The organism is Kitasatospora dryopteridis, from assembly GCF_050749075.1.
Lineage (GTDB): Bacteria > Actinomycetota > Actinomycetes > Streptomycetales > Streptomycetaceae > Kitasatospora.
Window position 1 is genome coordinate 5,447,295 of sequence record NZ_CP192749.1, and the last position, 26,649, is coordinate 5,473,943.

The 26,649-nt window shown below is 73.3% G+C and carries 21 protein-coding genes; 14 read left to right on the top strand and 7 right to left on the bottom strand.

Annotated features, from left to right (window positions below; genetic code table 11):
* Positions 1-50: 50 nt before the first annotated feature.
* Together ACQ614_RS24610 and ACQ614_RS24615 are read right to left on the bottom strand one after the other, a co-directional pair.
* A complete protein-coding gene (locus ACQ614_RS24610; protein WP_431680831.1) occupies positions 51-950 on the bottom strand; it encodes a sucrase ferredoxin in 900 nt (299 codons plus the stop codon).
* A 108-nt stretch (positions 951-1,058) separates the two neighbouring features.
* The gene (locus ACQ614_RS24615; RefSeq protein WP_431680832.1) at positions 1,059-3,509 is read right to left on the bottom strand and encodes a DNA gyrase/topoisomerase IV subunit A; all 2,451 of its coding nucleotides are present in this window, start codon (positions 3,507-3,509) and stop codon (positions 1,059-1,061) included.
* Positions 3,510-3,817: 308 nt separating this feature from the next.
* On the opposite strand from ACQ614_RS24615, the gene ACQ614_RS24620 reads away from it, so the two are divergent.
* From ACQ614_RS24620 to ACQ614_RS24635, 4 genes are all read left to right on the top strand, one after another.
* Positions 3,818-5,155: a M16 family metallopeptidase gene (locus ACQ614_RS24620; protein WP_363490845.1), complete on the top strand. Its 1,338-nt coding sequence runs from the start codon at positions 3,818-3,820 to the stop codon at positions 5,153-5,155.
* 8 nt (positions 5,156-5,163) lie between these two features.
* Entirely contained in the window at positions 5,164-6,531 is a 1,368-nt protein-coding gene (locus ACQ614_RS24625) for a M16 family metallopeptidase (protein WP_431684012.1), read from the top strand.
* A 305-nt stretch (positions 6,532-6,836) separates the two neighbouring features.
* On the top strand, positions 6,837-8,030 hold the full coding sequence (locus tag ACQ614_RS24630) for an RtcB family protein (protein WP_431680833.1): 1,194 nt from the start codon (positions 6,837-6,839) through the stop codon (positions 8,028-8,030).
* Positions 8,031-8,143: 113 nt separating this feature from the next.
* Positions 8,144-9,055, top strand: coding sequence for a glutaminase (locus tag ACQ614_RS24635; protein WP_431680834.1), 912 nt, complete (start codon positions 8,144-8,146; stop codon positions 9,053-9,055).
* A 73-nt stretch (positions 9,056-9,128) separates the two neighbouring features.
* Here the strand turns inward: ACQ614_RS24635 and ACQ614_RS24640 are convergent, their stop codons facing one another.
* Positions 9,129-9,407, bottom strand: coding sequence for an HPr family phosphocarrier protein (locus ACQ614_RS24640; protein WP_431680835.1), 279 nt, complete (start codon positions 9,405-9,407; stop codon positions 9,129-9,131).
* A 166-nt stretch (positions 9,408-9,573) separates the two neighbouring features.
* Here ACQ614_RS24640 and ACQ614_RS24645 point away from each other — a divergent pair, with 166 nt between their 5' ends.
* The 5 genes from ACQ614_RS24645 to ACQ614_RS24665 all read left to right on the top strand — a co-directional run bounded on the left by ACQ614_RS24645 (position 9,574) and on the right by ACQ614_RS24665 (position 15,863).
* On the top strand, positions 9,574-12,366 hold the full coding sequence (locus ACQ614_RS24645) for a GNAT family N-acetyltransferase (RefSeq protein ID WP_431680836.1): 2,793 nt from the start codon (positions 9,574-9,576) through the stop codon (positions 12,364-12,366).
* 122 nt (positions 12,367-12,488) lie between these two features.
* Positions 12,489-13,079 carry a DUF5998 family protein gene (locus tag ACQ614_RS24650; RefSeq protein ID WP_363490835.1) on the top strand — a complete coding sequence of 197 codons (591 nt, stop codon included), beginning with the start codon at positions 12,489-12,491 and terminating at the stop codon, positions 13,077-13,079.
* 12 nt (positions 13,080-13,091) lie between these two features.
* Entirely contained in the window at positions 13,092-14,249 is a 1,158-nt protein-coding gene (locus tag ACQ614_RS24655) for an alkaline phosphatase family protein (RefSeq protein WP_431680837.1), read from the top strand.
* Between the two features lie 47 nt (positions 14,250-14,296).
* Positions 14,297-14,944, top strand: coding sequence for a thymidine kinase (locus ACQ614_RS24660; protein WP_363490831.1), 648 nt, complete (start codon positions 14,297-14,299; stop codon positions 14,942-14,944).
* Between the two features lie 64 nt (positions 14,945-15,008).
* On the top strand, positions 15,009-15,863 hold the full coding sequence (locus tag ACQ614_RS24665; protein ID WP_431680839.1) for a sulfurtransferase: 855 nt from the start codon (positions 15,009-15,011) through the stop codon (positions 15,861-15,863).
* Positions 15,864-15,960: 97 nt separating this feature from the next.
* On the opposite strand, the gene sepH is transcribed toward ACQ614_RS24665, so the two are convergent.
* From sepH to ACQ614_RS24680, 3 genes are all read right to left on the bottom strand, one after another.
* Positions 15,961-17,034 (bottom strand): septation protein SepH, encoded by a 1,074-nt coding sequence (gene sepH / locus ACQ614_RS24670; protein ID WP_431680841.1) that lies wholly within the window; start codon positions 17,032-17,034, stop codon positions 15,961-15,963.
* Positions 17,035-17,483: 449 nt separating this feature from the next.
* Entirely contained in the window at positions 17,484-18,800 is a 1,317-nt protein-coding gene (locus ACQ614_RS24675; protein WP_431680842.1) for a D-arabinono-1,4-lactone oxidase, read from the bottom strand.
* A gap of 96 nt (positions 18,801-18,896) precedes the next feature.
* Complete coding sequence (locus ACQ614_RS24680) at positions 18,897-20,144, bottom strand: MFS transporter (protein ID WP_431680844.1); 1,248 nt, start codon at positions 20,142-20,144, stop codon at positions 18,897-18,899.
* A gap of 140 nt (positions 20,145-20,284) precedes the next feature.
* Here ACQ614_RS24680 and ACQ614_RS24685 point away from each other — a divergent pair, with 140 nt between their 5' ends.
* Positions 20,285-21,421, top strand: a complete 1,137-nt coding sequence (locus ACQ614_RS24685; RefSeq protein ID WP_431680845.1) for a ferrochelatase — start codon at positions 20,285-20,287, stop codon at positions 21,419-21,421.
* A 29-nt stretch (positions 21,422-21,450) separates the two neighbouring features.
* Complete coding sequence (locus tag ACQ614_RS24690; protein ID WP_431680846.1) at positions 21,451-22,266, top strand: inositol monophosphatase family protein; 816 nt, start codon at positions 21,451-21,453, stop codon at positions 22,264-22,266.
* A gap of 205 nt (positions 22,267-22,471) precedes the next feature.
* On the opposite strand, the gene ACQ614_RS24695 is transcribed toward ACQ614_RS24690, so the two are convergent.
* Positions 22,472-22,657 carry a hypothetical protein gene (locus ACQ614_RS24695; protein ID WP_363490817.1) on the bottom strand — a complete coding sequence of 62 codons (186 nt, stop codon included), beginning with the start codon at positions 22,655-22,657 and terminating at the stop codon, positions 22,472-22,474.
* Positions 22,658-23,171: 514 nt separating this feature from the next.
* Here ACQ614_RS24695 and ACQ614_RS24700 point away from each other — a divergent pair.
* The 3 genes from ACQ614_RS24700 to ACQ614_RS24710 all read left to right on the top strand — a co-directional run bounded on the left by ACQ614_RS24700 (position 23,172) and on the right by ACQ614_RS24710 (position 26,503).
* On the top strand, positions 23,172-23,825 hold the full coding sequence (locus tag ACQ614_RS24700) for a response regulator transcription factor (protein ID WP_030277361.1): 654 nt from the start codon (positions 23,172-23,174) through the stop codon (positions 23,823-23,825).
* Positions 23,826-23,917: 92 nt separating this feature from the next.
* Complete coding sequence (locus tag ACQ614_RS24705; RefSeq protein WP_431680848.1) at positions 23,918-25,234, top strand: sensor histidine kinase; 1,317 nt, start codon at positions 23,918-23,920, stop codon at positions 25,232-25,234.
* Positions 25,235-25,525: 291 nt separating this feature from the next.
* Positions 25,526-26,503: an acyl-ACP desaturase gene (locus ACQ614_RS24710; protein ID WP_431680850.1), complete on the top strand. Its 978-nt coding sequence runs from the start codon at positions 25,526-25,528 to the stop codon at positions 26,501-26,503.
* Positions 26,504-26,649: the final 146 nt, after the last annotated feature.

The following is a 26,649-nucleotide window of genomic DNA, read 5'->3' on the forward strand; positions in this document are numbered from 1 at the left end:
CCCGGACCTGTGACGGCCCCGCGCACCCCCGGACAGCGGGCGCAGGGCCGTCACAGCCGTTCCACCGGCCCCGCCACCATCCGCGACGGCCGGCCCGCCGCCTTCCCGCAGCTCTCCGGACGCGGCGGCTCACCCGCCTCCTCCACCACCGGCACCCGCCAGCGGCGCCCGTCCACGTGCCGCACCTCCACCGACCAGCCGCCGTCCACCGCCGTCTGGTGCACCGTCAGCGCCTCCGCCGACGACTCGCCCACCGCCAGCCGCACCGCATGCTCCGCCGCCTGACCCGGACGCTCCCAGCACGACCGGCCCCGCGAGAACTCCGGCACCGTGTGCCCCGCCGCCGTCGACGCCAGCACCTCCTTCGCCGCCGCCCCCGACAGCCGCCCGTACGCATAACCGAACGGCAGCACCAGCATCGTCGGGGAGAACCGGTGACCCCCCAGATGGGTCACCTCCCACACCTCGCCCAGCCCCGACACCGCCAACTCCGCCGCCAACGGCCGCCCCAGCAGCGCACAGCACCGGTCCCGACGGCCGTTCGTACACACCAGCGCGATCGGGCCGCCGCCGTGCTCCACCCCCACACCGCCGTGCACCCCCGCACCCAGCGCCGCGAAATCCAGCCCCAGCAGCTCCGCCGGGTCCGCCACCGACCAGCGCCGCACCCACGAACGCCCCGGCACCGTGTGCGCCACGATCACCCCGTGCCGCGCGACCTCCCGCGCATCCGCATGCCGCCCCGGTGTACGCACCAGCGCCACCCGCACGCCCGAGCCGGCCGACGCCGCCTCCAGCGCACGCCCCACCTCGGCATCCAGATGGCTCTCCACCAGCGCCTTCGCACCCCACGGCCCCGCCTGCTCCACCAGCAGCCAGGTCGAGGCCGTCGCCGCAGTCGCAGCGAGCGGCTCGGACAGTTCCAGCGACAGCGTCGCGCAGGTGCTCACCCAGGCAAGCCTACCCTCGCCACCCCCGCCCGCCACGGCGGCGAAACCCCGCCCCAACAGCGCGGGGGCGCTGCACCGGCAGCGCCCCCGACACCTCACAACCGGCCGCTACGCCCGGCCGCCGACCGCCGACACCTGCGCCGACACCGGCGAACCCGAACCGTCCCGGCGCGGATCGCGCTCCGGCAGCTCCACCGGCGAACCGTTCGCCGCCGCAGCCAGGGCCGGCGCCGCACCCGCCCACGCGAAGGCCAGCACATCCTCACCGCGCAGGAACCGCTGGCAGCGCACACCACCCGTCGCCCGGCCCTTGCGCGGATACACCTCGAACGGCGTCACCTTCCACGTCGTGTGCTCACCCCCCGCAAGCGTCCCCGACGCCGACGCCACCGACAGCACCACCGCGTCCACCGCAGGATCCACCGCCGTGAACGACAGCACCCGGTGCCCGTCCGCCAGCTTGATGCCCGCCATACCGCCCGCCGGGCGGCCCTGCGGACGCACCTGGCCCGCCGGGTACCGCAGCAACTGCGCATCCGAGGTGATGAAGACCAGATCCTCCTCGCCGGTGCTCAACTCCACCGCACCGACCACCTCGTCGCCCTCCTTCAGGGCGATCACCTCGAACTCGTCCTTGTTCGCAGGCCACTCCGGCACCACGCGCTTCACCACGCCCTGCACCGTGCCCAGCGCCAGACCCGGCGACGACTCGTCCAGCGTCGTCAACGCCAACGCCCGCTCCCCGGCCTCCAGCCGCAGGAACTCCGACACCGCGGCACCGCCCGCGAGCGACGCCGCACCGCCCGGCGGCAACTGCGGCAGATCGATCACCGGCAGCCGCAGCACCCGGCCCGCCGACGTCACCAGACCCACGTCCGCCCGCGCCGTCGCCGCAACCGCCGACATCACCACGTCGTGCTTCGCCCGCTGCTCCGACACCGCCTCCGACCCACCGTCGGCCGTCCGGGCCAGCAGGCCCGTCGACGACAGCAGCACCCGGCACGGATCGTCCGCCACCTCCAGCGGCACCGACAGCGCCGCACTCGGCACCGCCCCCGCCTCCAGCAGCACCGTCCGCCGCGCCGTGCCGAACTGCTTCGACACCGCGCCCAGCTCCGACGACACCACACTGCGCAGCCGCGAGTCCGACTCCAGGATCTCCGTCAGCTCCGCGATCTCCGCGTTCAGCCGCTGCTGCTCGTCCTCCAGCTCCACCCGGTCGAACCGGGTCAGCCGCCGCAGCGGAGTGTCCAGGATGTACGCCGTCTGCACCTCCGACAGCGAGAAGCGCTCGATCAGCCGCTCCTTCGCCTGCGCCGCATTGTCGCTCGACCGGATGAGCGCAATCACCTCGTCGATGTCGACCAGCGCCACCAGCAGGCCCTCGACCAGGTGCAGCCGCTCCTGGCGCTTGCGCCGCCGGAAGTCGCTCCGCCGCCGAACCACCTCGAACCGGTGGTCGACGTAGACCTCCAGCAGCTCCTTCAGACCCAGCGTCAGCGGCTGACCGTCCACCAGCGCCACGTTGTTGATGCCGAAGGTCTCCTCCATCGGCGTCAGCTTGAACAGCTGCTCCAGCAGCGCCTCCGGCACGAACCCGTTCTTCACCTCGATCACCAGGCGAAGACCGTTCTCACGGTCCGTCAGGTCCTTGACGTCTGCGATGCCCTGCAGCTTCTTCGCGTTGACCAGGTCCTTGATCTTCGCGATCACCTTCTCCGGCCCCACGCTGTACGGCAGCTCGGTGACCACGATCCCCTTGCGCCGCGCCGACACGTTCTCGATCGACGTCGTCGCCCGGATCTTGAACGTGCCCCGGCCCTTCTCGTACGCGTCCCGCACGCCCGACAGGCCGACGATCCGGCCGCCCGTCGGCAGATCCGGACCCGGCACGAAACGCATCAGCGTCTCGAGATCCGCATTCGGGTGCTTGATCAGGTGCCGCGCCGCCGCCACGACCTCCGCCAGATTGTGCGGGGGCATGTTCGTCGCCATACCCACCGCAATGCCCGACGCGCCGTTCACCAGCAGGTTCGGGAACGCCGACGGCAGCACCATCGGCTCGGCCTCGCTGCCGTCGTAGTTCGGACCGAAGTCGACCGTCTCCTCGTGGATCGACTCCACCATCGCCATCGACGCCGCCGTCAGCCGCGACTCCGTGTACCGCATCGCCGCCGGCGGGTCGTCGTTCCCGAGCGACCCGAAGTTCCCGTGCCCGTCGATCAGCGGCAACCGCATCGAGAACGGCTGCGCCATGCGCACCACGGAGTCGTAGATCGACGCATCACCGTGCGGATGCAGCCGGCCCATCACCTCGCCCACCAGGCGCGCGCACTTCACGTGCCCGCGCTCCGGCCGCAGGCCCATCTCGTTGGCCTGGTACAGGATGCGCCGGTGCACCGGCTTCAGACCGTCCCGGGCATCCGGCAGCGCCCGCGAGTAGATCACCGAATACGCGTACTCGAGGAACGAGCCCTGCATCTCGTCCACCACATCGACATCGAGAATCCGCTCCTCGAAATCACCGGGCGGCGGAGTGGGCGAACTGCGGCGGGCCATCGCGGCGGGGCTCCTTGCGTGTCGGACTGGCGGCTGACCGGCGGCCTCCGACCGGAAACCGCCGCGTCGAACCCTACGGGGGCACGGCGCCCCCCATTGTGGACCCTCCCACCCACAGCCATGCCCACCCCCGCCGCACCCCGGCCCCGGCACCCCACCGCAGCCACCGCCCCGGCACCCCGCCGCGTCCGCCCCTGGCGAACGCCCCACGTGCGCGGACACATCCCGGGCCCCCGCGCGTTGCACCACAATGGGGACACGCACACAGCCCCCGACCTGCACAACCACCAGGGAAGGACCCACAGCGCATGGCCCAGCCGGCCCCCGCCTCCCACCGAGGCCTCGCCATCACCGAACACCGCCTGGCCAACGGCCTGCGCGTGGTGCTCTCCGAGGACCACCTCACCCCGGTCACCGCCGTCTGCCTCTGGTACGACGTCGGCTCCCGCCACGAGGTCAAGGGCCGCACCGGCCTCGCCCACCTCTTCGAACACCTGATGTTCCAGGGCAGCCGCAACGTCTCCAACAACGGCCACTTCGAACTCGTCCAGGGCGCGGGCGGCTCGCTCAACGGCACCACCAGCTTCGAGCGCACCAACTACTTCGAGACCATGCCCGCCCACCAGCTCGAACTCGCCCTCTGGCTCGAGGCCGACCGGATGGGCTCCCTCCTCGACGCGCTCGACGACACCTCCATGGAGAACCAGCGCGACGTCGTCAAGAACGAGCGCCGCCAGCGCTACGACAACGTCCCCTACGGCACCGCCTTCGAGAAGCTCACCGCCCTCAGCTTCCCCGACGGCCACCCCTACCACCACACCCCCATCGGCTCCATGGCCGACCTCGACGCCGCCACCCTCGAAGACGCCCGCGCCTTCTTCCGCACCTACTACGCCCCCAACAACGCCGTCCTCGCCATCGTCGGCGACCTCGACCCCGAACAGACCATCGCCTGGGTCGAGAAGTACTTCGGCACCATCCCCGCCCACAACGGCAAGCAGCCCCCGCGCGACGGCACCCTCCCCGACACCATCGGCCGCGAACTGCGCGAACTCGTCGAGGAGGACGTCCCCAGCCGCGCCCTCATGGCCGCCTACCGCCTCCCGCACGACGGCACCCGCGAGGCCGACGCCGCCGACCTCGCCCTCACCATCCTCGGCAGCGGCGAATCCAGCCGCCTCTACAACCGGCTCGTCCGCCGCGACCGCACCGCCGTCACCGCCGGCTTCGGCCTGCTGCGCCTCGCCGGCGCCCCCAGCCTCGGCTGGCTCGACGTCAAGACCAGCGGCGACGCCACCCTCGACGCCATCGACACCGCCGTCGACGAGGAGCTCGCCCGCTTCGCCGCCGAAGGCCCCACCCCCGAAGAACTCGAACGGGCCCAGGCCCAGATCGAGCGCGAATGGCTCGACCGCCTCACCACCGTCGCCGGCCGCGCCGACGAACTCTGCCGCTACGCCGTCCTCTTCGGGGACCCCAAGCTCGTCAACGAGGCCCTCCCCAAGGTCCTCGACATCACCGCCGAAGAAGTCCGCGCCGTCGCCGCCGCCCGCCTCCACCCCGAGAACCGGGCCGTCCTCGCCTACGAGCCCACCACCACCGGCCCCGACGCCGACGACACCACCGAGCAGGAGACGGCCGCGTGACCACCCCGATGACCTTCCACCCCCAGCCCACCGCCGGCACCGCCACCCCCTGGGCGTTCCCGGCACCCCAGCGGCTCACCCTCGGCAACGGCATCACCGTCCTGCACTGCCACCGCCCCGGCCAGCAGCTCGTCGCCGTCGACCTCGTCCTCGACGCCCCCCTCGCCGCCGAACCCACCGGCCTCGACGGCGTCGCCAACATCCTCGCCCGCGCCCTCAACGAAGGCACCGAGCACCACACCGCCGAGGAGTTCGCCGCCGAGCTCGAACGCGCCGGCGCCACCCTCGACGCCCACGCCGACCACCCCGCCATCCGCGTCAGCCTCGAAGTCCCCGCCTCCCGGCTCGAACGCGGCCTCACCCTCCTCGCCGACGCCCTCCGCGCCCCCGCCCTCCCCGAGGACGAGATCGAACGCCTCGTCGCCAACCGCCTCGACGAGATCACCCACGAACTCGCCAACCCCGCCCGGCGTGCCGCCAAGGCCCTCTACGCCACCCTCTTCGACGCCACCGACCGGCTCTCCCGCCCCCGCAGCGGCACCACGGACACCGTCCGCACCATCGACCGCACCGCGGTCGACGCCTTCTACCGGGCCCACGTCCGCCCCTCCACCACCACCGCCGTCGTCGTCGGCGACCTCACCGGCGCCGACCTCCCCGCCCTCCTCGAGAGCACCCTCGGCACCTGGACCGCCGAAACCGCCGAGACCGCCGCCCACGCCCCCGTCACCGCCGACGACAAGGGCCGCGTGATCATCGTCGACCGGCCCGGCTCCGTCCAGACCCAGCTCCTCATCGGCCGCATCGGCCCCGACCGCCACGACCCCACCTGGGCCGCCCAGATCCTCGGCACCTACTGCCTCGGCGGCACCCTCACCTCCCGCCTCGACCGCGTCCTGCGCGAGGAGAAGGGCTACACCTACGGCGTCCGCGCCTTCGCCCAGCCGCTGCGCTCCGCCGCCGACGGCACCGGCCGCGCCCTGCTCGCGATCAGCGGCTCCGTCGACACCGCCTCCACCGCCCCGGCCCTCGCCGACACCTGGACCATCCTGCGCACCCTCGCCGCCGAGGGCCTCACCGACGCCGAGCGCGACGAGGCCGTGCAGTTCCTGGTCGGCGTCGCCCCGCTCAAGTACGAGACGGCCGGCTCGGTCGCCGCCACCCTCGCCGACCAGGTCGAGCAGAACCTGCCCGACGACTACCAGGCCGAGGTCTACCGCCAGCTCGCCGAGCTCGGCACCGAGGCCGCCACCGAGGCCGTCGTCGCCGCCTTCCCGCCGGACCGCCTGGTCACCGTGCTCGTCGGCGACGCCGCCGTCATCGGCGACGCCGTCCGCGACCTCGGCATCGGAGAGGTCACCGTCGTCGCCAACTGACGTACGGCACCCGGGGCCCGGCGGAGCATCAGCTCCGCCGGGCCCTCGCGTTTATTGCATTGCGCCGCAGTCGGCCCGCGTGGGTAGATACTCCCGCTGCCGCACACCGCGGCCGCACCGGACACAGCACGAGAGGAGGCGGTCACCATGCGGGTCGAGCGAGGCAATCGACGCTCCCCACGACCGTCCTCCGGCTGTTCCGCCGCCTGAGCGCGGTCCACACAGACTTCCCCGAGCCGCACCGGGACCAGTTGCGCGGCACCCCCCTACGCTGGAAACAAGCGACCTGTGGAGGTCGAATCACCATGTCGTACACCGAGGTACCCGGCGTCCGCGTGCCCATCCGGATGTGGACCGACCCGGCCACCGTCGAGGGCCAGGCCATGCAGCAGCTGCGCAACATCAGCTCGCTCCCGTGGCTGCACGGCCTCGCCGTCATGCCGGACGTCCACCTGGGCAAGGGCGCGACCGTCGGCTCCGTGATCGCCATGAAGGGCGCCGTCTGCCCGGCCGCGGTCGGCGTGGACATCGGCTGCGGAATGACCGCGGTCAAGACCTCGCTCACCGCGAAGGACCTGCCGGACGACCTGTCCCGGCTCCGCTCCAAGATCGAGCAGGCCATCCCGGTCGGCCGCGGCCTGCACACCGACCCGGTCGACCCGGGCAAGCTGCACGGGCTGGCCACCGGCGGCTGGGACCGCTTCTGGGACGGCTTCGACGGCATCGCGCCCGAGGTCCTCTGGAAGCGCGAGCGGGCTGCCCAGCAGATGGGGTCGCTCGGTGGCGGTAATCACTTCATCGAACTGTGCGTTGATGCGACCGATGCGGTCTGGCTGATGCTGCACTCCGGATCGCGCAACATCGGCAAGGAGCTCGCCGAGCACCACATGGGCGTCGCCCGGTCGCTGCCCCACAACCAGGGCCTGATCGACCGCGACCTCGCGGTGTTCATCTCGGACACCCCGCAGATGAACGCCTACCGCCAGGACCTGTTCTGGGCGCAGGACTACGCGAAGCGCAACCGCGCGATCATGATGGCGCTGTTCCAGGACGTCGTCCGGCGGGAGTTCCCGAAGGCGAACGTGGCTTTCGACCAGATGATCAGCTGCCACCACAACTACGTGGCGGAGGAGCGGTACGACGGCGTCGACCTGCTGGTCACCCGCAAGGGTGCGATCCGGGCCGGCTCCGGCGACTACGGGATCATCCCGGGCTCGATGGGCACCGGTTCGTACATCGTCCGCGGTCTCGGCAACGACGCCGCTTTCAACTCGGCCTCGCACGGCGCCGGCCGCAAGATGAGCCGCACCGCCGCCAAGAAGCGGTTCACCACGCACGACCTGGTCGAGCAGACCAAGGGCGTGGAGTGCCGCAAGGACGCGGGCGTCGTCGACGAGATCCCGGGCGCGTACAAGTCCATCGAGAAGGTGATGGACCAGCAGCGCGACCTGGTCGAGGTGGTCGCCCACCTCAAGCAGGTCGTCTGCGTGAAGGGTTGAGATCGGGCCGGGGCGCGCGGGAAGCGCACCCCGGCTCTTTTCGGTCCACCGGCCTCCGGTGCCGCATCGAGCCCGGGCGGGGCGGTGCGGGCGGGCGGGGACACAATGGCCGCGTGGACTACCAGGGACTTCTGCGGGAATCGATGGAGGCCGCCCTCGGGGCGCCGGCGCGCGGGCGGGCGGCGGACTACATTCCGGCGCTGGCGCAGGCCGATCCGGAGGCGTTCGGGATGGCGATCGCGACGGTGGACGGCGGTGTGTTCGGGGTGGGCTCCTGGGAGGAGCCGTTCTCGATCCAGTCGGTCTCGAAGCTGTTCACGCTGGCGCTCGCCCTGGCGGAGGGCGGCGAGGCGCTGTGGCGCGGGGTGGGTCGGGAGCCGTCCGGGAATCCGTTCAACTCGCTGGTGCAGCTGGAGACCGAGCACGGGATTCCGCGCAATCCGTTCATCAACGCCGGCGCGCTGGTGGTGACGGACCGTCTGCTGGAGCTGACGGGCGACGCGGTGGGGGCGGTGCGGGAGTTCCTGCGGCAGGAGTCCGGGAACGGGTCGGTGGCCACGGACGACGCGGTGGCGGCCTCCGAGGCGCGGCACGGCCACCGGAACGCGGCGATGGCGCACTTCATGGCGAGCTACGGGAATCTGCGCAACCCGGTGGACAGCGTGCTGGCGCACTACTACGCGCACTGTGCGATCTCGGCGAGCTGCCGGGACCTGGCGCTGGCGGGGTTGTTCCTGGCGCGGCACGGGGTGCGGGTGGACGGCTCCCGGCTGCTCACCCGGAGCGAGGCGAAGCGGATCAATGCGGTGCTGCTGACCTGCGGCACGTACGACGCGGCGGGGGAGTTCGCGTACCGGGTGGGCCTGCCGGGCAAGAGCGGCGTCGGCGGGGGCGTGCTGGCGGTGCTGCCGGGGCGGGGCGCGGTGTGCGTGTGGAGCCCGGGCCTGGACGCGGCGGGGAACTCGGTGCTGGGGGTCGCGGCGCTGGACGCGCTGACCACCGCGACCGGCTGGTCGGTCTTCTAGCCGAACCGCAGACGGACGAAGGGGTGCACCCGGCGGGAACGCCGTGGTGCACCCCTTCGTCGTGGGCCCGCGGTCAGGCGGCGGGGAGCTCGTCGAGGCCTTCCTGGACGAGCTTGGCGAGGCGGTCGAGGGCCTGGTCGGCGCCGTCGGCGTCGGAGGCCAGGATCACGGCGTCGCCGCCCGCGGCGCCGAGGGCGAGGAGGCCGAGCATCGAGCCGGCGTTCACGGGGGCGCCGCCGTCCTTGGCGATGGTGACGGGCACGCCCGTGGAGGTGACGGCGCGGACGAAGATGGAGGCGGGACGGGCGTGGAGGCCTTCGGCCCAGCCGACGGTGACGCGGCGCTCTGCCATGGGACGTGCCTTTCGGTGGTGCTGGGTGGAGCCAGTTGTCTAGACCAGTGTCGCACGTCCGCCGCACGTCCGGAACGGTGCGCCACCGGGCACCCCCACCTTCGCCCCGCCGGTGCCGTACCCGCCGTGCGGCTCGCCGCGGCCCGCCCCGGATAACCTGGCGGTTGTGGACGAATCCGGGACGGCACCCCGCACCGACCAGGCCGACGAGACCGGCTACCCGCAGCACTGGGAGGCCGACGTCCTGCTGCGCGACGGCGGCGCGGCCCGGATCAGGCCGATCACGCCGGCCGACGCCGAGCGGCTGGTCGAGTTCTACGACCAGGTCTCCGACCAGTCGAAGTACTTCCGCTTCTTCGCCCCGTACCCTCGGCTGTCCGACAAGGACGTCCGCCGGTTCACCCACCACGACTACGTGAACCGGGTCGGCCTGGCCGCGGTGGTGCGGGACGGCATCATCGCCACCGTCCGCTACGACCGGATCGACAAGGACGGCCGCCCCTCGACCACCGGGACGGACGCCGAGGTGGCCTTCCTGGTGCAGGACGCCCACCAGGGCCGCGGGGTCGCCTCGGCGCTGCTGGAGCACATCGCGGCGGTCGCCCAGGAGCGCGGCATCCGCCGGTTCACCGCGGAGGTGCTCCCGGAGAACCGCAAGATGGTGAAGGTCTTCACGGACGCCGGCTACACCCAGCACCGCAGCTTCGCCGACGGCGTGGTGCACCTGGAGTTCGACCTGGAGCCGACGGCGGCCTCGCTGGCGGTGATGCGGGGCCGCGAGCACCGGGCGGAGGCGCGCTCGGTGCAGCGGCTGCTGACGCCGAGGTCGGTGGCGGTGGTGGGGGTGTCGCGCAGTCCGCTGTCGGTGGGACGGGGACTGCTGCGGAGCCTGGCGGGCTTCCGGGGAGAGCTGTACGCGGTGAACCGCAGCGCGCCCGAGGGCACGGTGCTGGACGGGGTGGCGACCCACCGGTCCCTGCTGGACATTCCCGGGCCGGTGGACCTGGCGCTGATCGCGGTGCCGGAGCCCGCGGTGCCGGCCGCGGTGGCGGACTGCGGCGCGCACGGCGTGCAGGGCCTGGTGGTGGTGACGGCCGGCTATGCGGAGACCGGCCCGGAGGGGCGGGACCGGCAGCGGGCGCTGGTGCGGCAGGCGCGGGCGGCGGGGATGCGGGTGGTGGGGCCGAACGCGTTCGGCCTGGTGTCGACCGATCCGGAGCGGCCGTTGAACGCCTCGCTGGCGCCGGTGCTGCCGGCGCGCGGCCCGTTCGGGGTGTTCTGCCAGTCCGGGGCGATCGGGGTGGCGCTGCTGGAGGCGGCGCACCGGCGGGGGCTCGGTGTGTCGTCGTTCGCGTCGGTGGGGAACCGGGCGGACGTGTCGGGCAACGACCTGCTGCAGTACTGGGAGGAGGACGCCGCCACCGAGGTGGTGCTGATGTACATGGAGTCGTTCGGGAATCCGCGGAAGTTCACCCGGATCGCCCGGCGGCTGGCGGCCTCGAAGCCGGTGGTGGTGGTGAAGGGGGCGCGGCACACGGGGAGTCTGCCGCCGGGGCACGCGGTGCAGCCGGCGGCGAGCCGGTTGAAGGACGCGACGGTGGACGCGCTGTTCGAGCAGGCCGGTGTGGTGCGGGTGGAGACGATCACGGACCTGTTCGACACGGGGGAGCTGCTGGCGGGGCAGCCGCTGCCGGCCGGGGACCGGGTGGCGGTGGTGGGCAATTCGGACTCGCTGGGTCTGCTGACGTACGACGCGTGCCTGGGGAGCGGCCTGCGGCCGCGGTCGCCGGTGGACCTGACGACGGCGGCGACGGGGGAGAACTTCCGGATCGCGCTGGACACCGCGCTGGGCGATCCGGCGGTGGACGCGGTGATCGCGGTGGCGATCCCGCCGATCGGGGTGCAGGGGGCGCCGGAACCGGAGCGGGAGCTGCCGGAGGACGACCCGGAGATCGCGGCCGCGCTGCTGGACGCGGGGGTGCGGGCGCGGGAGCTGGGCAAGCCGCTGCTGCTGGCACACCTGGCGCTGGGCGGGCTGGTGGAGCGGTTGCGGGCGGGTCGGATCCCGTCGTTCCCGGCTCCGGAGCGGGCGGTGCGTGCCCTGGCGCATGCGGTGCACTACGCGCAGTGGCGGGAGCGGAGCGCGGAGGCGGAGCGGACGGCACGGATTCCCGAGCTGGAGGGGATCGACGAGGGGCGGGCGCGGGCGCTGGTGGAGGAGGCGCTGAGTTCGCGTCAGGGGGTGGCGGCGCGGACGCAGCCGGGCGGCGCGCGGATCACGCTGCCGGAGGGGGACGCCGAGGCGCTGCTGGCCTGCTACGGGATCGCGGTGCGTCCGGTGCTGGCGGCGCCGGACGAGGAGTCGGCGGTGCGGGCGGCGGCGCGGCTGGGGTATCCGGTGGCGCTGAAGGCGACGGCGGACCATCTGCGGCATCGGCCCGACCTGGGCAGTGTGCGCCTGGACCTGACCGGCGAGGAGGGGCTGCGCCGGGCGTTCCGGGAGCTGGACGCGCTGCTGGGCGGGGCGGCGCAGGCCCGGCCGGTGGTGCAGGAGCTGGCGCCGCGGGGCGTGGACACGGTGATCGGGGCGACGGTCGACCCGGCGGTGGGCGCGATCCTGAGCTTCGGCCTGGCGGGGGCCCCGGCGGAGCTGCTGGGGGACGTGGCGCACCGGCTGGTGCCGGCGACGGACCGGGACGTGGCGGGGCTGATCCGGGAGGTGCGGGCGGCTCCGCTGCTGTTCGGGTGGCGGGGGGCGGACCCGGTGGACACGGGGGCGCTGGAGGAACTGCTGCTGCGGGTGTCGCGGCTGGTGGACGATCTGCCGGAGGTGGCGTCGGTGGATCTGGAACCGGTGGTGGTGGCGCCGCAGGGGCTGGCGGTGCTGGGGGCGGTGGTGCGGATCGCGCCGCTGCCGGTGCGGACGGATCTGGGACCGCGCGCGATGAGCAGCCTGTAGCCTTGCTGGGCTGCGCCGGTCGGCGGCGCTGACCAGCCCCCGCAGGGCGGGCCCGGCAGACGGGTCCGGAAGCTCGGCGCAGTGCCGCCCGCTTCGTCGGCGGGACATGCCAGGATGGAGACATGGCCAAGACCGGTACCACCACCACGCAGGACCTGCGTTCCGCGATCGAGCGCAGCGGCTACTACCCGGCCCTGGTGTCCGAGGCCGTGGAGTCCGCGGTGGGCCCCGAGCCGATCACCTCCTACCTGGTGCACCAGGAGACGACGTTCGATGCGAACGAGGTTCGGCGGCATGTCACCGTGCTGGTGCTGACCCCGTCGCGTTTCGTGGTCAGCCACACCGACGAGCAGAACGGCGATGCGGCGACGCCGGTGCCGTATGCGACGACGTCGACCGAGAGCGTCCGGCTGGACCGGATCAATTCGGTCGTGCTGAGCAGGATGGTGGCGAATCCGGAGACGTACACGCCGGGGACGCTGCCGCGTGAGGTGGTGTTGACGATCGGCTGGGGTGCGGTTCAGCGGCTGGACCTGGAGCCGGCGGGCTGTTCGGATCCGAACTGCGACGCGGACCACGGGTACACGGGTTCGGCGACCGCGGACGACCTGTCGCTGCGGGTGAGCGAGGCGGGGGACGGCCCGGAGACGGTGGCGCAGGCCCTGGTGTTCGCGCGGGCGCTGTCCGAGGCGACCACCGCCACCCGGGTCTGAGGCCGCCGCTGCATGCTCGGTTACGACGCTTTCGAGATTCTTGATCCTTCGGACGCTCCGGCGCCCGCGTACGGCTGCGGTTCGCTGGCGGACCTGCTGCCCGCGGTGGCGGCGGGGCTCGGCGTGCCCGGTTTCGAGAGCGGGCTGCTGCTGGAGCCGGCGGACCGGGTGTGCGTGTTCCTGGTGGACGGCATGGGGTGGGAGCTGATCCGGAGGCATCCGGAGTACGCGCCGTTCCTGACGTCGCTGACGGCGGGGGCGAGTCCGATCACGTCGGGGTTCCCGTCGACGACGGCGACGTCGCTGGCGTCGGTGGGGACGGGCCTGACGCCGGGCGTGCACGGCCTGGCCGGGTACACGGTGCGGATTCCGGGCCGGAACGAGCTGATGAACCAGTTGCGCTGGCAGCCGCCGATGCCGCCGCGGGAGTGGCAGCCGTATCCGACGGTGTTCGAGCTGGCGGACCGGGCGGGGGTGGCGACGGCGCAGGTGTCGTCGCCGTTGTTCGCGCAGACGCCGTTGACGCAGGTGGCGTTGTCGGGGGGTACGTTCCTGGGCCGGACGACCGGCGAGGAGCGGATGGATCTCGCGGCGCGCTGGCTGGGCGAGCACGACCGGGCGCTGGTGTACACGTACGTGAGCGAACTCGACGGTGCGGGGCACCGGTTCGGCGTGGACTCGGACGAGTGGCGGATGACGCTGAACACGGTGGACCGGCTGGTGAAGCGGCTGGCTGAGCAGCTGCCGCCGCGGTCGGCGCTGTACGTCACGGCGGACCACGGCATGATCGACATCGCGCCGGAGGACCGGGTCGACTTCGACGAGGACTGGGAGCTGTCGGCGGGGGTGGCGCTGCTGGGCGGCGAGGGCCGGGCCCGGCACGTGTACGCGGTGCCGGGGGCGGCGGCGGACGTCCACACGGTGTGGAGCGAGGTGCTCGGCGACCGGATGTGGGTGGCCACCCGGGACCAGGCGATCGCGGCGGGCTGGTTCGGTCCCGTGGTGGACGAGCGGGTGTACCGGCGGATCGGCGACGTGGTGGCCGCGGCCCGTGACGACGTCGCGGTGATCGCCTCGCGCAGTGAGCCGGGGGAGTCGTCGATGATCGGGCTGCACGGCTCGATGACCCCGGTGGAGCAGCTGGTGCCGCTGCTCGACGTCCGTACCTGATTCCCGCGCACCGATTCCTCCCCGACCGAAAGGCCCCCGTCCCACCCATGGCTGAACTTGTGTTCTTCTCGGGCACGATGGACTGCGGCAAGTCGACGCTGGCGCTGCAGATGGACCACAACCATGCGGCGCGCGGCCGGCAGGGCATCATCTTCACCCGGCACGACCGGGCCGGTGCGGCGACGATCTCCAGCCGGCTCGGCCTGCGGGCGGACGCGGTGGAGGTGACCGACGACTTCGACTTCCAGGCGCACGTGGTGCACCTGCTGTCGGCGGGCGGCAAGGCCGACTACCTGATCTGTGACGAGGCGCAGTTCTTCTCCGCGGAGCAGATCGACCAGCTGGCCCGGGTGGTCGACGAACTCGGCATTGACGTCTACACGTTCGGCATCACCACGGACTTCCGGACGAAGCTCTTCCCCGGTTCGCAGCGGCTGATCGAGCTCGCCGACCGGGTGGAGGTGCTGCAGGTGGAGGCGCTCTGCTGGTGCGGGGCCCGGGCCACCCACAACGCCCGCACGGTGGGCGGGGTGATGGTGGTGGAGGGTGCCCAGGTGGTGGTGGGCGACGTGGCGGTCTCCGAGGACCAGATCGGCTACGAGGTGCTGTGCCGCCGCCACCACCGGCGCCGGCTGACCGCGGCGACGGCCCGCGCCTCGGTACTCTCCCCGGACGTGCTGCCCTTCGAGGGCTGACGGGAGCCGACGGGGGCTGACGCGCCGTCGACAGCGCATGCCCGGGGCTTGCGACAATGGCGTTATGACCTCTTCGGGTACGTCCCCGCTGATCTCCGTCGGCGAGCTCGCCGCGGCCCTGGCCGGCCCGCGGCCGCCCGTCCTGCTCGATGTCCGCTGGCAGCTCGGCGGCCCGCCCGGGGCCGGCGAGTACGCGGCCGGGCACCTGCCGGGCGCGCACTACGTCGACCTGGACACCGAGCTCGCCGCCCCGCCCGGTCCGGCAGGCCGCCATCCGCTGCCGGACCTCGAGGTCCTGGCGGCGGCGCTGCGCCGCGCGGGTGTGGACGCGGACCGCCCGGTGGTGGTGTACGACGCGGGGCCGGCGATGTCGGCGGCCCGCGGGTGGTGGCTGCTGCGCTGGGCGGGCCATGGCGACGTGCGGGTGCTGGACGGTGGCCTGGCCGCGTGGCGGGCGGCCGGACTGGCCGTGTCGACGGAGCAACCGGCGGACGGGGCGGGCGATTTCGGGCCGGTGCCGGGCGGCCTGCCGACGGTGGACGCGGAGCAGGCCGCGGCTCTGGCGCGTTCCGGGGTGCTGCTGGACGCGCGGGCGGGCGAGCGCTACCGGGGCGAGGTGGAGCCGGTCGATCCGCGGGCGGGCCACGTCCCCGGTGCGGTGTCGGCGCCGACGGCGGACAACGTGGGTGCGGACGGGCTGTTCCGCAGCCCGGCGGAGCTGGCGGCCCGGTTCGCCGCACTGGGCGCGGACGGGTCGGTGCCGCTCGGCGTGTACTGCGGTTCGGGGGTGACGGCGGCGCACGAGCTGCTGGCGCTGGAGAGTGCGGGCATCACGGGTGCGGCGCTGTACCCGGGCTCCTGGAGCGAGTGGTCGGGCGATCCGGCCCGCCCGGCGGCAACCGGGGCACTGCCGGGCTAGCAGGGCACTCGGGCGGCTGATGGGTACCCATGCGCCGCCGAAGGACAGCCGGAGGGGCGGTCACCCGCACGGGTGACCGCCCCTCGGACGTGTCCGGTTACTCCTGCTTCTTGCGGCGGCTGCCGAAGACGATCTCGTCCCAGCTGGGCACGGTGGCCCGGCGGCCGGGGCGGACGCCGTCGGCCTCGGCCTGCCGGTCGGTGGTGCCGACCAGCCGCTCCCGGTGCGGGGCGACGGCCCGCGGCATGAGGATGTCCGCGTAGGCCGATCCGGCGCCGACGCTGGCGGCGGGGGCGGCCGGCTCCTCGGCCTCCTCCGGCTCCTCGGCGGCGGGCACCGGCTCCGGCGCGGGGCCGATCGCCAGGTCGCCGCGGTAGGCGGGTACGACGTCGAGCAGGCTGGTCAGCGAGTCGCGGTTCTCCGCGGACGCCTCCCTGGCCTCGCGGACCTCCCGGCCGGACATGATCCGGTCGGCGGAGGGCCGTTCGATCATCGCGCGGGCCGGCCGCTCCTGGGGGAGCCGCGCGATCCGCGGGATGAACGGGAAGACCGAGTCCTCGTCGCGGTCGACGCTCTCGCCGATCAGGGCGCGCGCCTCGTCGTCGTTGGGCTGCACCAGGCGGCGGGGCGGGTCGTACGTCCAGCTGGCGCGGCGGTGTTCGCCGTCCGCGCGGTAGCTGAGGATGACCTCCCAGGTGCCGTCGTCGCGGCGCCAGGAGTCCCACCGCTCGGTGTCCTTCTCGGCGGCGCGCAGGGTCAGCCGCTCGGCGACGGCCTCGCCGAGCTGCGGGCCGGTGGACTCGCCGTGCCGGCGGATGGCGGTCTTGCGGGCGCGCTCGGCCATGAAGGCCCGCTCGGCCAGCACCGGGCCCTCGAAGCGCCGGACGCGCTCGACGGAGATCCCCGCCGCCTGTGCGACCTCCTCGGCGGAGGCACCGGCTCGTATCCGGGCCTGGATGTCACGGGGCCGCAGGTGGCTCTCGACCTCGATCTCGATCTGGCCGAGGCGCGGCCGGTCGCCGCGGACGGCGGCGCGCAGCCGCTCGTCGATGGGGAGGGTGTACTCCGTGCTGTCGGCAGCCTTGAGCACCAGCCGTGTGCCGTCGTTGCTGACGGCCACGACGCGCAGTTCGGGCACGGTTACCTCCCGGGTGGTGCCTGCCGACGTCACCTGCGTCGCTGCTCCCGTACTGAGTGTGGCCTGCCCGCCTGCGACTGGCCACAACCTTGCTGAGTTACCCGGCGTGTCGGGCTTCAGCCCGGGCACGCCGCTGTGGCACGGTTGCCTGTTCGCCACGTCGCCGGTCGACGTCGCGCCCGGACCCCTCGTCCGCTGTCAGACGGGCAGTCAACAGGAACGGCGAAGGCTCAGGCCCAACGAACAGTACTCCATTCGTGGCACCCAGCGGGGCGGCTCGCCGCTCAAGTCTCCCGCGATTCACCGGAATCTCAAGAGCGGCCACACCGGAGAGCGCTCCGTGATCGCCGAACGGTGATCATCTTCACATATATCGACTGCGCTGAACCGGAATTTCGCCCGTTGTGTCCCCGGCCGAGCACAATGGACAGAATTGTTCGAATCTCCGGCGTGTGACCGAGAGAACTGCTTCCGACGTGGCGTCAGTCCCCCAGCACCCGGCGGAGGTAGTCGTTGGTGAACACCCGATCCGGGTCGACCTTCTCGCGCAGCGCCGTGAAGTCGCCGAAGTGCGGGTACACACCGGCGAGGTACTCGGCGTCGCGGGTGTGCAGCTTCCCCCAGTGCGGGCGGCCCTGGTGCGCCGTCATGAGGCGTTCCACCTCGGTGAAGTAGCCGCTCTCGGCGGTGCCCCGGTAGAGGTGGACGGCGATGTACACGCTGTCCCGGCCGCTCGCGGTGGACAGCCACAGGTCGTCGGCGGGCGCCACCCGCACCTCGACCGGGAAGCTGATCCGCCAGTCGGAGCGCTCCACCAGTGCCTTCAGCTCGCGCAGCACGGTGGTCGCCGCCTCGCGCGGCACCGCGTACTCCATCTCGATGAAGCGCACCCGGCGCGGGCTGGTGAACACCTTGTACGCGGTGTCGGTGTAGGTGCGCTCGCTCCAGGCGCGGCCGGCGACCTGGGCGATGGCGGGGATCGCGGCGGGGAAGCGCCGGCCGATGCGGCAGGCGCCCTCCCAGACGGTGTTGGACAGGAAGTCGTCGTCCAGCCAGGCCTTGAACCTCGGCAGCGGCGCGGCCGGGCCGGTGGTGCGGTTGTTGCGCTTGGTGGTGCACAGGTCGGTGTGCGGGAACCAGTAGAACTCGAAGTGCTCGTTGACGGCCGCGAGGTCCTCGAAGCCGTCGACCACCGCCCCGAAGGGCATCGGCTTCTCGTGGGCGGTCAGCAGGAAGGCCGGCTCGACGGCGAAGGTCAGCGCACTGACCACGCCGAGTGCGCCGAGGCCGAGCCGGGCGCCCTGGAAGAGCTCCGGGTTCTCGGTGGGGGAGCACTGCTGGATGCTGCCGTCGGCGAGGACGATCTCCACCGCGCGGATCTGCGCGGCCAGCGAGCCCGAGTCGCGGCCGGTGCCGTGGGTGCCGGTGCTGGTCGCGCCGGCGACGGTCTGCACCTCGATGTCGCCCATGTTGGTGAGGGAGAGCCCGGCGGCGGCCAGCAGCCGGTTCAGCCGGGCGAGCGGCAGGCCGGCCTCGACGGTGACCGTGCCGGCCTCCCGGTCGAGCGAGCGGACGGCGGTCAGGGCGTCCGGGCGGACGAGCACCGCGTCGCCGGACGAGGCGATCGCGGTGAAGGAGTGGCCCGACCCGACGGCCTTGACCCGCTGCCCCTGCTCGGCGGCCCGGCGCACGGTGTCGGCGATCTCCTCGGCGGAGCCGGGCGCGACCGTCCGGGCGGGCCGGGCGGTCTGGTTGCCGGCCCAGTTGGTCCAGGTGCCGGGGGTGGTGCCGTGGGGCATGCCGAGTGCCTCCTGCTCACGAACTACCAGTGGGTAGGGTGAGCGTAGTCACTCGGCCGCTCCCGGTAAATGCCCCGACGGACTGCCCGGCCCTGCTCACCGACCCGCGGCGGTGCCCACCGGCTCCGGCTCGGGCACGTGCAGCCCGCCGCGCAGCCGGGGCAGCCCGGCGAGCGCGGTGAGGGCGGCGAACAGCGCGGCCGCCACCGGCACCCAGTAGGCGGTGGCGGCGCCCGCGGCGTCCACCACCCAGCCGGCCAGCGAGGAGCCGAGGGCCACGCCGAGCGCCAGCCCGGTGGTCGTCCAGGTCATCCCCTCGGTGAGCTTCGCCGCCGGGACGAGCCGCTCGACCAGGGCCATCGCGGTGATCATCGTGGGGGAGATGGACAGCCCGGAGAGGAACAGCGCCGCGCCGATGCCGACCAGGCCGGCGGTGCCGTGCAGCAGAGAGGCCACCAGCACCAGCGGCAGGATGCCGACCGCCATCGCGCCGACCCCGCCGAGGAACCGCCCGGCCATCGAGCCGCGCGGCCGCAGCGTGCCGAAGACCACGCCGGCCAGGCAGGAGCCCAGCGCGTACACCGCGAGCACCAGGCTGGACGCGGCGGTGTGCCCCTGCGCCTCGGCGAAGGCCACGGTGACCACCTCGACCGCCCCGAAGATCGCGCCGGTGGCGACGAAGGTCACCACCAGCACCTGCAGGCCGGCCGACCGGAGCGCCGAACCGCCCTCACGGTGGGCCGCCGGGTGGAGCGGCGGCTCGGTGGAGCGCTGCGCGGTGAACCACACCACGCCGATCAGCAGGAAGACGCCCGCCAGCGCCACGCCCGCCTCCGGGAACACCGAGGTGGCCAGCCCGATCGACAGGATCGGCCCGACGATGAAGCAGACCTCGTCCATCACCGCCTCGAAGGAGTACGCGGTGTGCAGCCGCTCCGGCCGGTCGCTGTAGAGGTGGGCCCAGCGGGCCCGCACCATCGACCCGGTGCTCGGCATGACGCCCATGCCGGCCGCGGCCACGAACAGCGTCCAGGTCGGGGCGTCGAGCCGGGCACAGGCCAGCAGCAGCGCCGCGGCCGCCATGGTCAGCGCGGTCGCCGGGAGGGCCACCCGGCGCTGCCCGTACCGGTCGACCAGCCGGGACACCTGCGGGCCCAGCACCGCCGCGGAGACCGCGAGGGTCGCGTAGACCGCGCCCGCGATCCCGTAGGAGCCCTGCAGCTGGGCGAGCATCGTGGCGATGCCGATGCCGGTCATCGAGATCGGCAGGCGCGACACGAAGCCGCTGGACGAGAAGGCCAGACTGCCGGGCGCGGCGAAGATCTGGCGGTAGCTGGACAGCACGGGTGCTCCGGGGAATGGTGCGTAAGGAACGTCGATCGTAACGACAGCTTACGAACCGTCCCGCGGCGCCCGCGAAGGGATTTCCGGCGGACGGGTGGGCCGCAACAGCCCGGACGCCGCCGGGTGGCAGGATCGGAGCCATGTCCGACTCGCGCACCCCCACCGACCACAAGCCCTACGACGCGCTGCTGCTGCTCTCCTTCGGCGGCCCGGAGGGACCGGAGGACGTCGTCCCGTTCCTGGAGAACGTCACCCGCGGCCGCGGCATCCCCAAGGAGCGCCTCGCCGAGGTGGGCAAGCACTACTTCCTCTTCGGCGGGGTCAGCCCGATCAACGAGCAGAACCGCGACCTGCTCGCCGCGCTGCGCAAGGACTTCGCCGAGCACGGCCTCGACCTGCCGGTCTACTGGGGCAACCGGAACTGGGCGCCCTACCTGGCCGACACCCTGAAGGAGATCGCCGCCGACGGCCACCGCCGGGTGCTCACCCTCGCCACCAGCGCCTACGCCGGATACTCCGGCTGCCGCCAGTACCGCGAGAACCTCGCAGACGCGCTCGCCGGACTCGCCCGCGACGGCCTGCCCGCGCTGCGCGTCGACAAGCTCCGGCACTTCTACAACCACCCGGGCTTCGTCGAGCCGGTGATCGACGCCACCCTCGCCGCGCTCGCCTCGCTGCCCGAGGACGTCCGCGACGGCGCCCACCTGGTGTTCACCACGCACTCCATCCCGAACGCGATGGCCGACAGCTCCGGCGCCCCCGACGACCCGGCCCGCGGCACGCCCGGCGGCGCCTACGTCGCCCAGCACCTCGACGTCGCCCGCCTGGTCGCCGAGGCCGTCGCGGCCGCCACCGGCACCGCCGACCGCCCCTGGGAGCTCGTCTACCAGAGCCGCTCCGGCGCCCCGCACGTCCCGTGGCTGGAGCCCGACATCTGCGACCGGCTGGAGGACCTCCACGCCGCCGGCGCGCCCGCGGCGGTGATGGTGCCGATCGGCTTCGTCTCCGACCACATGGAGGTCAAGTACGACCTCGACACCGAGGCCGCCGCCAAGGCCGCCGAGCTCGGCCTGCCGGTCGCCCGGGCCGCCACCGTCGGCGCCGACCCGCGGTTCGCCGCCGCCGTGCGCGAACTCGTCCTGGAGCGCGCCGCCGTCGAGCGCGGCGCCGCCGCCGAACGCCGCGCCCTCGGCACCCTCGGCCCCAGCCACGACGTCTGCGCCGCGGCCTGCTGCCCCAACCCGCGCGCCCCGCGGCCCGCCACCGCCGAACAGTGACCCGCACCCCGAACCCCGGAGGACCCCGCGTGACCGGCACCGTGCCGACCGACCCGCTGCTGGCCGAACTGCTCGCCGTCGCCGAGGAGGCCGCCCGCGCCGCCGGCGAACTGCTGCACCGCGGCCGCCCGGCCGACCTCGGCGTCGCCGCCACCAAGTCCAGCCCGGTCGACGTGGTCACCGAGATGGACCTCGCCTCCGAGAAGCTCGTCCAGGAGCTGATCGCCACCCGCCGCCCCGAGGACGGCTACCTCGGCGAGGAGGGCACCGACCGGCCCGGCACCAGCGGCGTCCGCTGGGTCGTCGACCCGCTCGACGGCACCGTCAACTACCTGTACGGGCTGCCCTCCTGGGGCGTCAGCGTGGCCGCCGAACTGGACGGCGAGGCCGTCGTCGGCGTGGTCGCGGTGCCCGCCCGCGGCGAGCTCTTCCGGGCCGTCCGCGGTGCCGGCGCCGACCTCGACGGCCGCCCGCTCGCAGTGCGCCCCGCCCCGCCGTGGGGGCAGGCGCTGGTCGCCACCGGCTTCAACTACGTGCAGGCCGAACGCGTCCACCAGGCCGAGGTGCTGCTCGCCCTGATGCCCGAGGTCCGCGACATCCGCCGGGCCGGCGCCGCCGCCGTCGACCTGTGCGACCTCGCCGCCGGCCGGGTCGACGCCTTCTACGAACGCGGCCTCAAGCCCTGGGACATGGCGGCCGGCCTGCTGATCGCCCGGGAGGCCGGTGCCCTGGCCGGCGGCCGCCCCGGCCGGCCCGCCGACGGAGACCTCACCGTCGCCGCCGCCCCCGGCGTCTTCGAGCCCCTGCAGGCCCGCCTGGACGCCCTCGGCGCCTGGCACGGCTGATCCCCCCGCAGGCGTCCCGCAGAGACGGCGAAGGGCCTGCCACCGCCCCGCGAGGGGGACGGTGGCAGGCCCTTCGGGCACGGGCCCGGAGCGCAGAAGGGCCCTGGCACGGGTGGTGCCAGGGCTCGCGGATGCGTCCTGCTGTGTCGCCTGATGGTGCGGTTGCCCCGCGGGGGCGGGGCGGGTGTCGGTCCTGCGGCCGGGATCAGGCAGCCGACCGGTGCATCTCGTGCACCGGATCGATGCCGTGGTCGGCGGCCAGCCGACGCAGGTCCTCCAGCTCGGACTGCTCGACCTCGGCCAGGAACTCGTCCCCGGACTCGAGAGCGCGGTGGAGATCCTGCTCGGCGTTCTGTATGCGCTGCAGGATTCCGGCGGTGAAGGCGTCCATACGGCCCCCTTGCTGTGTCGGACGGGCACGGGCCCGCATGCTCCCCGGTCGGTGGACACTGCCACGGGACGCCCCACGGTCGGTACGGTGCCGGCCCCGGGTGGGCGCGGAGACGGCGCGGCGGCCGCTCCCGATGACGTCGATCCCCCGATCCGGTGCGGATGAGCACACGGCGGGTAGGTGCGATCCGCGCACGGCGCGATCGCGGTGTGAGCTTGTCCTCCCCAACCGCACGCCCGGGAAACCTCTCCACCGCGAGAAAGTTGCCGGTGTCACAGTCCAACCGGAGGGAATGCTTTCGGCCCGCCGGTGCCCGACCGCCCCGAACTCCGCATCACGGCTGGTCAACCGGGTGGGGGAGGCCCGAGCCCGCAGCTTACAGCTGCTTTATCCGAAGACCAGGCAGGATGGAGGCACCGTCGGAACCGTGTCCCTGGACGCGGTTCCGCGCCCGGCGCCCCACGGCCCGCACGGGCGGAGCACGGCGGGCCGCTCCGAGGAAGGGACAACCACCGTGCGGGTACTCGTCGTCGAGGACGAGCAGCTGCTCGCCGAGGCCGTGGCCACCGGTCTGCGCCGCGAGGCCATGGCGGTCGACGTCGTCTACGACGGAGAGGCCGCCCTGCAGCGCATCGCCGTCAACGACTACGACGTGGTGGTCCTCGACCGGGACCTCCCGCTGGTGCACGGCGACGACGTGTGCCGCCGGGTGGTCGAGCAGGGCCTCGCCACCCGCGTCATCATGCTGACCGCCTCCGGCGACATCAGCGACCGGGTCGAGGGCCTGGAGATCGGCGCCGACGACTACCTCCCCAAGCCGTTCGCCTTCAGCGAACTCGTCGCCCGCGTAAGGGCCCTGGGCCGCCGTGCCACCGTCCCGCTGCCGCCCGTCCTGGAGCGCGCCGGCATCAGCCTCGACCCCGGCCGCCGCGAAGTGCTCCGCGACGGCAAGCCCGTCCAGCTGGCTCCCAAGGAGTTCGCCGTCCTGGAGGTCCTGATGCGCGCCGGCGGCGCCGTCGTCTCCGCCGAGCAGCTCCTGGAGAAGGCCTGGGACGAGCACACCGACCCCTTCACCAACGTCGTCCGGGTCACCGTGATGACACTGCGCCGCAAGCTCGGCGACCCGGCCGTCATCGTCACCGTGCCCGGCTCCGGCTACCGCATCTGACAACCGGCATCGGCGGAATCCGGCCAGAAAACGGACACCGCCCCCGATCCAGCCGCATCGGCACCGCCACCGCAGCACCGAGAGGACAGGACATGACCACCCCGCCCCCCGTCGGCGGGGCCCCCGGCGCGCCCGCCGGCGGCCCGGGCCACGTCCCGCCGCGCCCCGCCCGCCCCCAGCTGGGCGCGTCGAGCGCGCCGGGGAACACCGCGCAGCACTACCACCCCGGCGACGGCCTGTTCGCCTGGCTGTCGCTGCGCCCCACCGTCCGGATCAGGCTCACCCTGCTCTACGGCGGCATGTTCCTCATGGCCGGCGTCGTCCTGCTGCTGCTGATGTACTACTTCGTCCGCGAGGCCATGCAGAGCGGCACCCTGCCCGCCCTGCGGCTCGGCCAGGGCGTCACCATCACCACCCCCGACGGCCAGGTGATCACCACACAGGGCGAGCTCACCCGCTGGCTCGACCACTACCAGGACCTCGAGGCCGACCGCTCGCTCAACACCCTGCTGCGCAAGGCCCTCACCGCCCTGATCTGCCTCGCCGTGATCGCCTTCGCGGCCGGCTACGCGATGGCAGGCCGGGTGCTCCGCCCGCTCGGCCGGATCACCCGCACCGCCCGCGAGGTGGCCGGTTCGGACCTGCACCGCCGGATCCAGCTGGACGGCCCCGACGACGAGCTCAAGGAGCTCGCCGACACCTTCGACGACATGCTCGACCGGCTCGACCGCTCCTTCGACTCCCAGCGCCGGTTCGTCGCCAACGCCTCGCACGAGCTGAGGACGCCGCTGGCGATCAACCGGACCCTGCTGGAGGTCCAGCTCTCCGATCCGGCCGCCTCCCCCGACCTGCAACAGCTCGGCAAGACCCTGCTCGCCACCAACGAGCGCAGCGAACAGCTCGTCGAGGGCCTGCTGCTGCTCGCCCGCAGCGACAACGAGATCACCGACCGCCGCCCGGTCGAGCTCTCCGAGGTGGCGCTGCGCGCCCTGGAGCAGCTGCGCCCCGAGGCGGTCACCCGCGAGGTCGAGCTGCGCCCGGAGCTCAACCCGGTGACCGTCTCCGGCAACGGCGTCCTGCTGGAGCGGATCGCGCTCAACCTGCTGCAGAACGCGGTGCGCTACAACGCCCCCGACGGCTGGGTGGAGATCTCCACCGCGCCCGCTCCCGGCGGCGTGGGCGAGCTGATCGTGACCAACACCGGCCCGGTGGTGCCCGGGTACGAGATGGAGCACATCTTCGAGCCGTTCCGCCGGGTCAAGGGCGCCGACCGCACCCGCAGCGACAAGGGCGTCGGGCTGGGCCTGTCCATCGTCCGCTCGGTGGTCCGCGCGCACGGCGGCACCATCGAGGCCACGCCGCGCCACGGCGGAGGCCTGACCATCAGGGTGCGCATCCCCGGGCCCTGACCCGTCACCGCACCGTCACTCCGTGCGCGGACCGATCGTCCGCACCGCTTCCGCCCCCTGCCGGCCGTGTCAAGACGACATAAGCGCTGGCAGGGGGCGGCTTGTCTTTTGCCGTCGGAACAACTTACGGTTACGTAACCTACGGAGCCGTAGGTGGGTCGACCCGGACAGCCGTCGCGTCCGCCTCCGCGCTCGTGCCGCCCGCCCCCGTCCCCGTTCCGCCACCGTCCGTGCAGCAGCCGTCGGGCCCATCGCCCGACGCGCCGGACGCCGCCCACAGGAGCACCAGTCGTGACCATCGCACCCGTCCAGCGCACCGCCCCGCCCGCGTCGACCGCATGGACCGACGCCAAGCTGATCCTGGCCCTCGAAGAGGTCGTCGAGACCGAGCTGAACCGGCACCTCAAGATCGCCAAGGAGTGGATGCCGCACGAGTACGTGCCGTGGGGCCAGGGGCGGGACTTCGACGGCGTGCTGGGCGGCGAGGCGTGGGCGCCGGACCAGTCCAAGGTGACCCCGCTGGCGCGGGTCTCCCTGGTGGTCAACCTGCTGACCGAGGACAACCTCCCCAGCTACCACCACGAGATCGCGACCATGTTCGGCCGCGAGGGCGCCTGGGGCACCTGGGTGCACCGCTGGACGGCCGAGGAGGGCCGGCACGGCATAGCCATTCGCGACTACCTGCTGGCCACCCGCGCCGTGGACCCGGTCGAGCTGGAGCGGGCCCGCATGGCGCATATGTCGGAGGGCTTCGAGTCCGACAACGCGCACAGCATGCTGCACTCCGTGGCCTACGTGGCCTTCCAGGAGCTCGCGACCCGCATCGCCCACCGCAACACCGGCCACCACTCCGGCGACCCGCTGTGCGACCAGCTGCTGGCGAAGATCGCCAACGACGAGAACCTGCACATGGTCTTCTACCGGAACCTGCTGAAGGCCGCCCTGGAGATCGCCCCGGACGAGGCGATGAACGCCATCGCCGAGGTGGTCACCAACTTCCGGATGCCCGGCCACGGCATGCCCGGCTTCGAGCGCTCCGCCGCCCAGATCGCCATCGGCGGCGTCTACAACCTGCGCATCCACCACGACGACGTGCTGCAGCCCGTGCTGCGCCACCTGAAGGTCATGGAGATCACCGGCCTCGGCCCCTCCGGCCAGCAGGCCCAGGAGCTGCTCGGAGCCTTCCTGGACGGCCTGGACGAGCAGGCCGCGAAGTTCGACGAGCGGCAGGCCGCGCTGCTCGCCCGCAGGGCCGCCAACCGCAAGTGAGTCCGGGCCGCGGCGGGCCGCCGCGGACTACCCGGACCGCACCGGGAATGTCAGGATTTTCCGGAAAGACGTGAGATGTGACCAAGCTCACACTGAGTCGCCGGACACGTTCGGCCGACGTCGCACGGTGACCGCCGCGCCTCCGG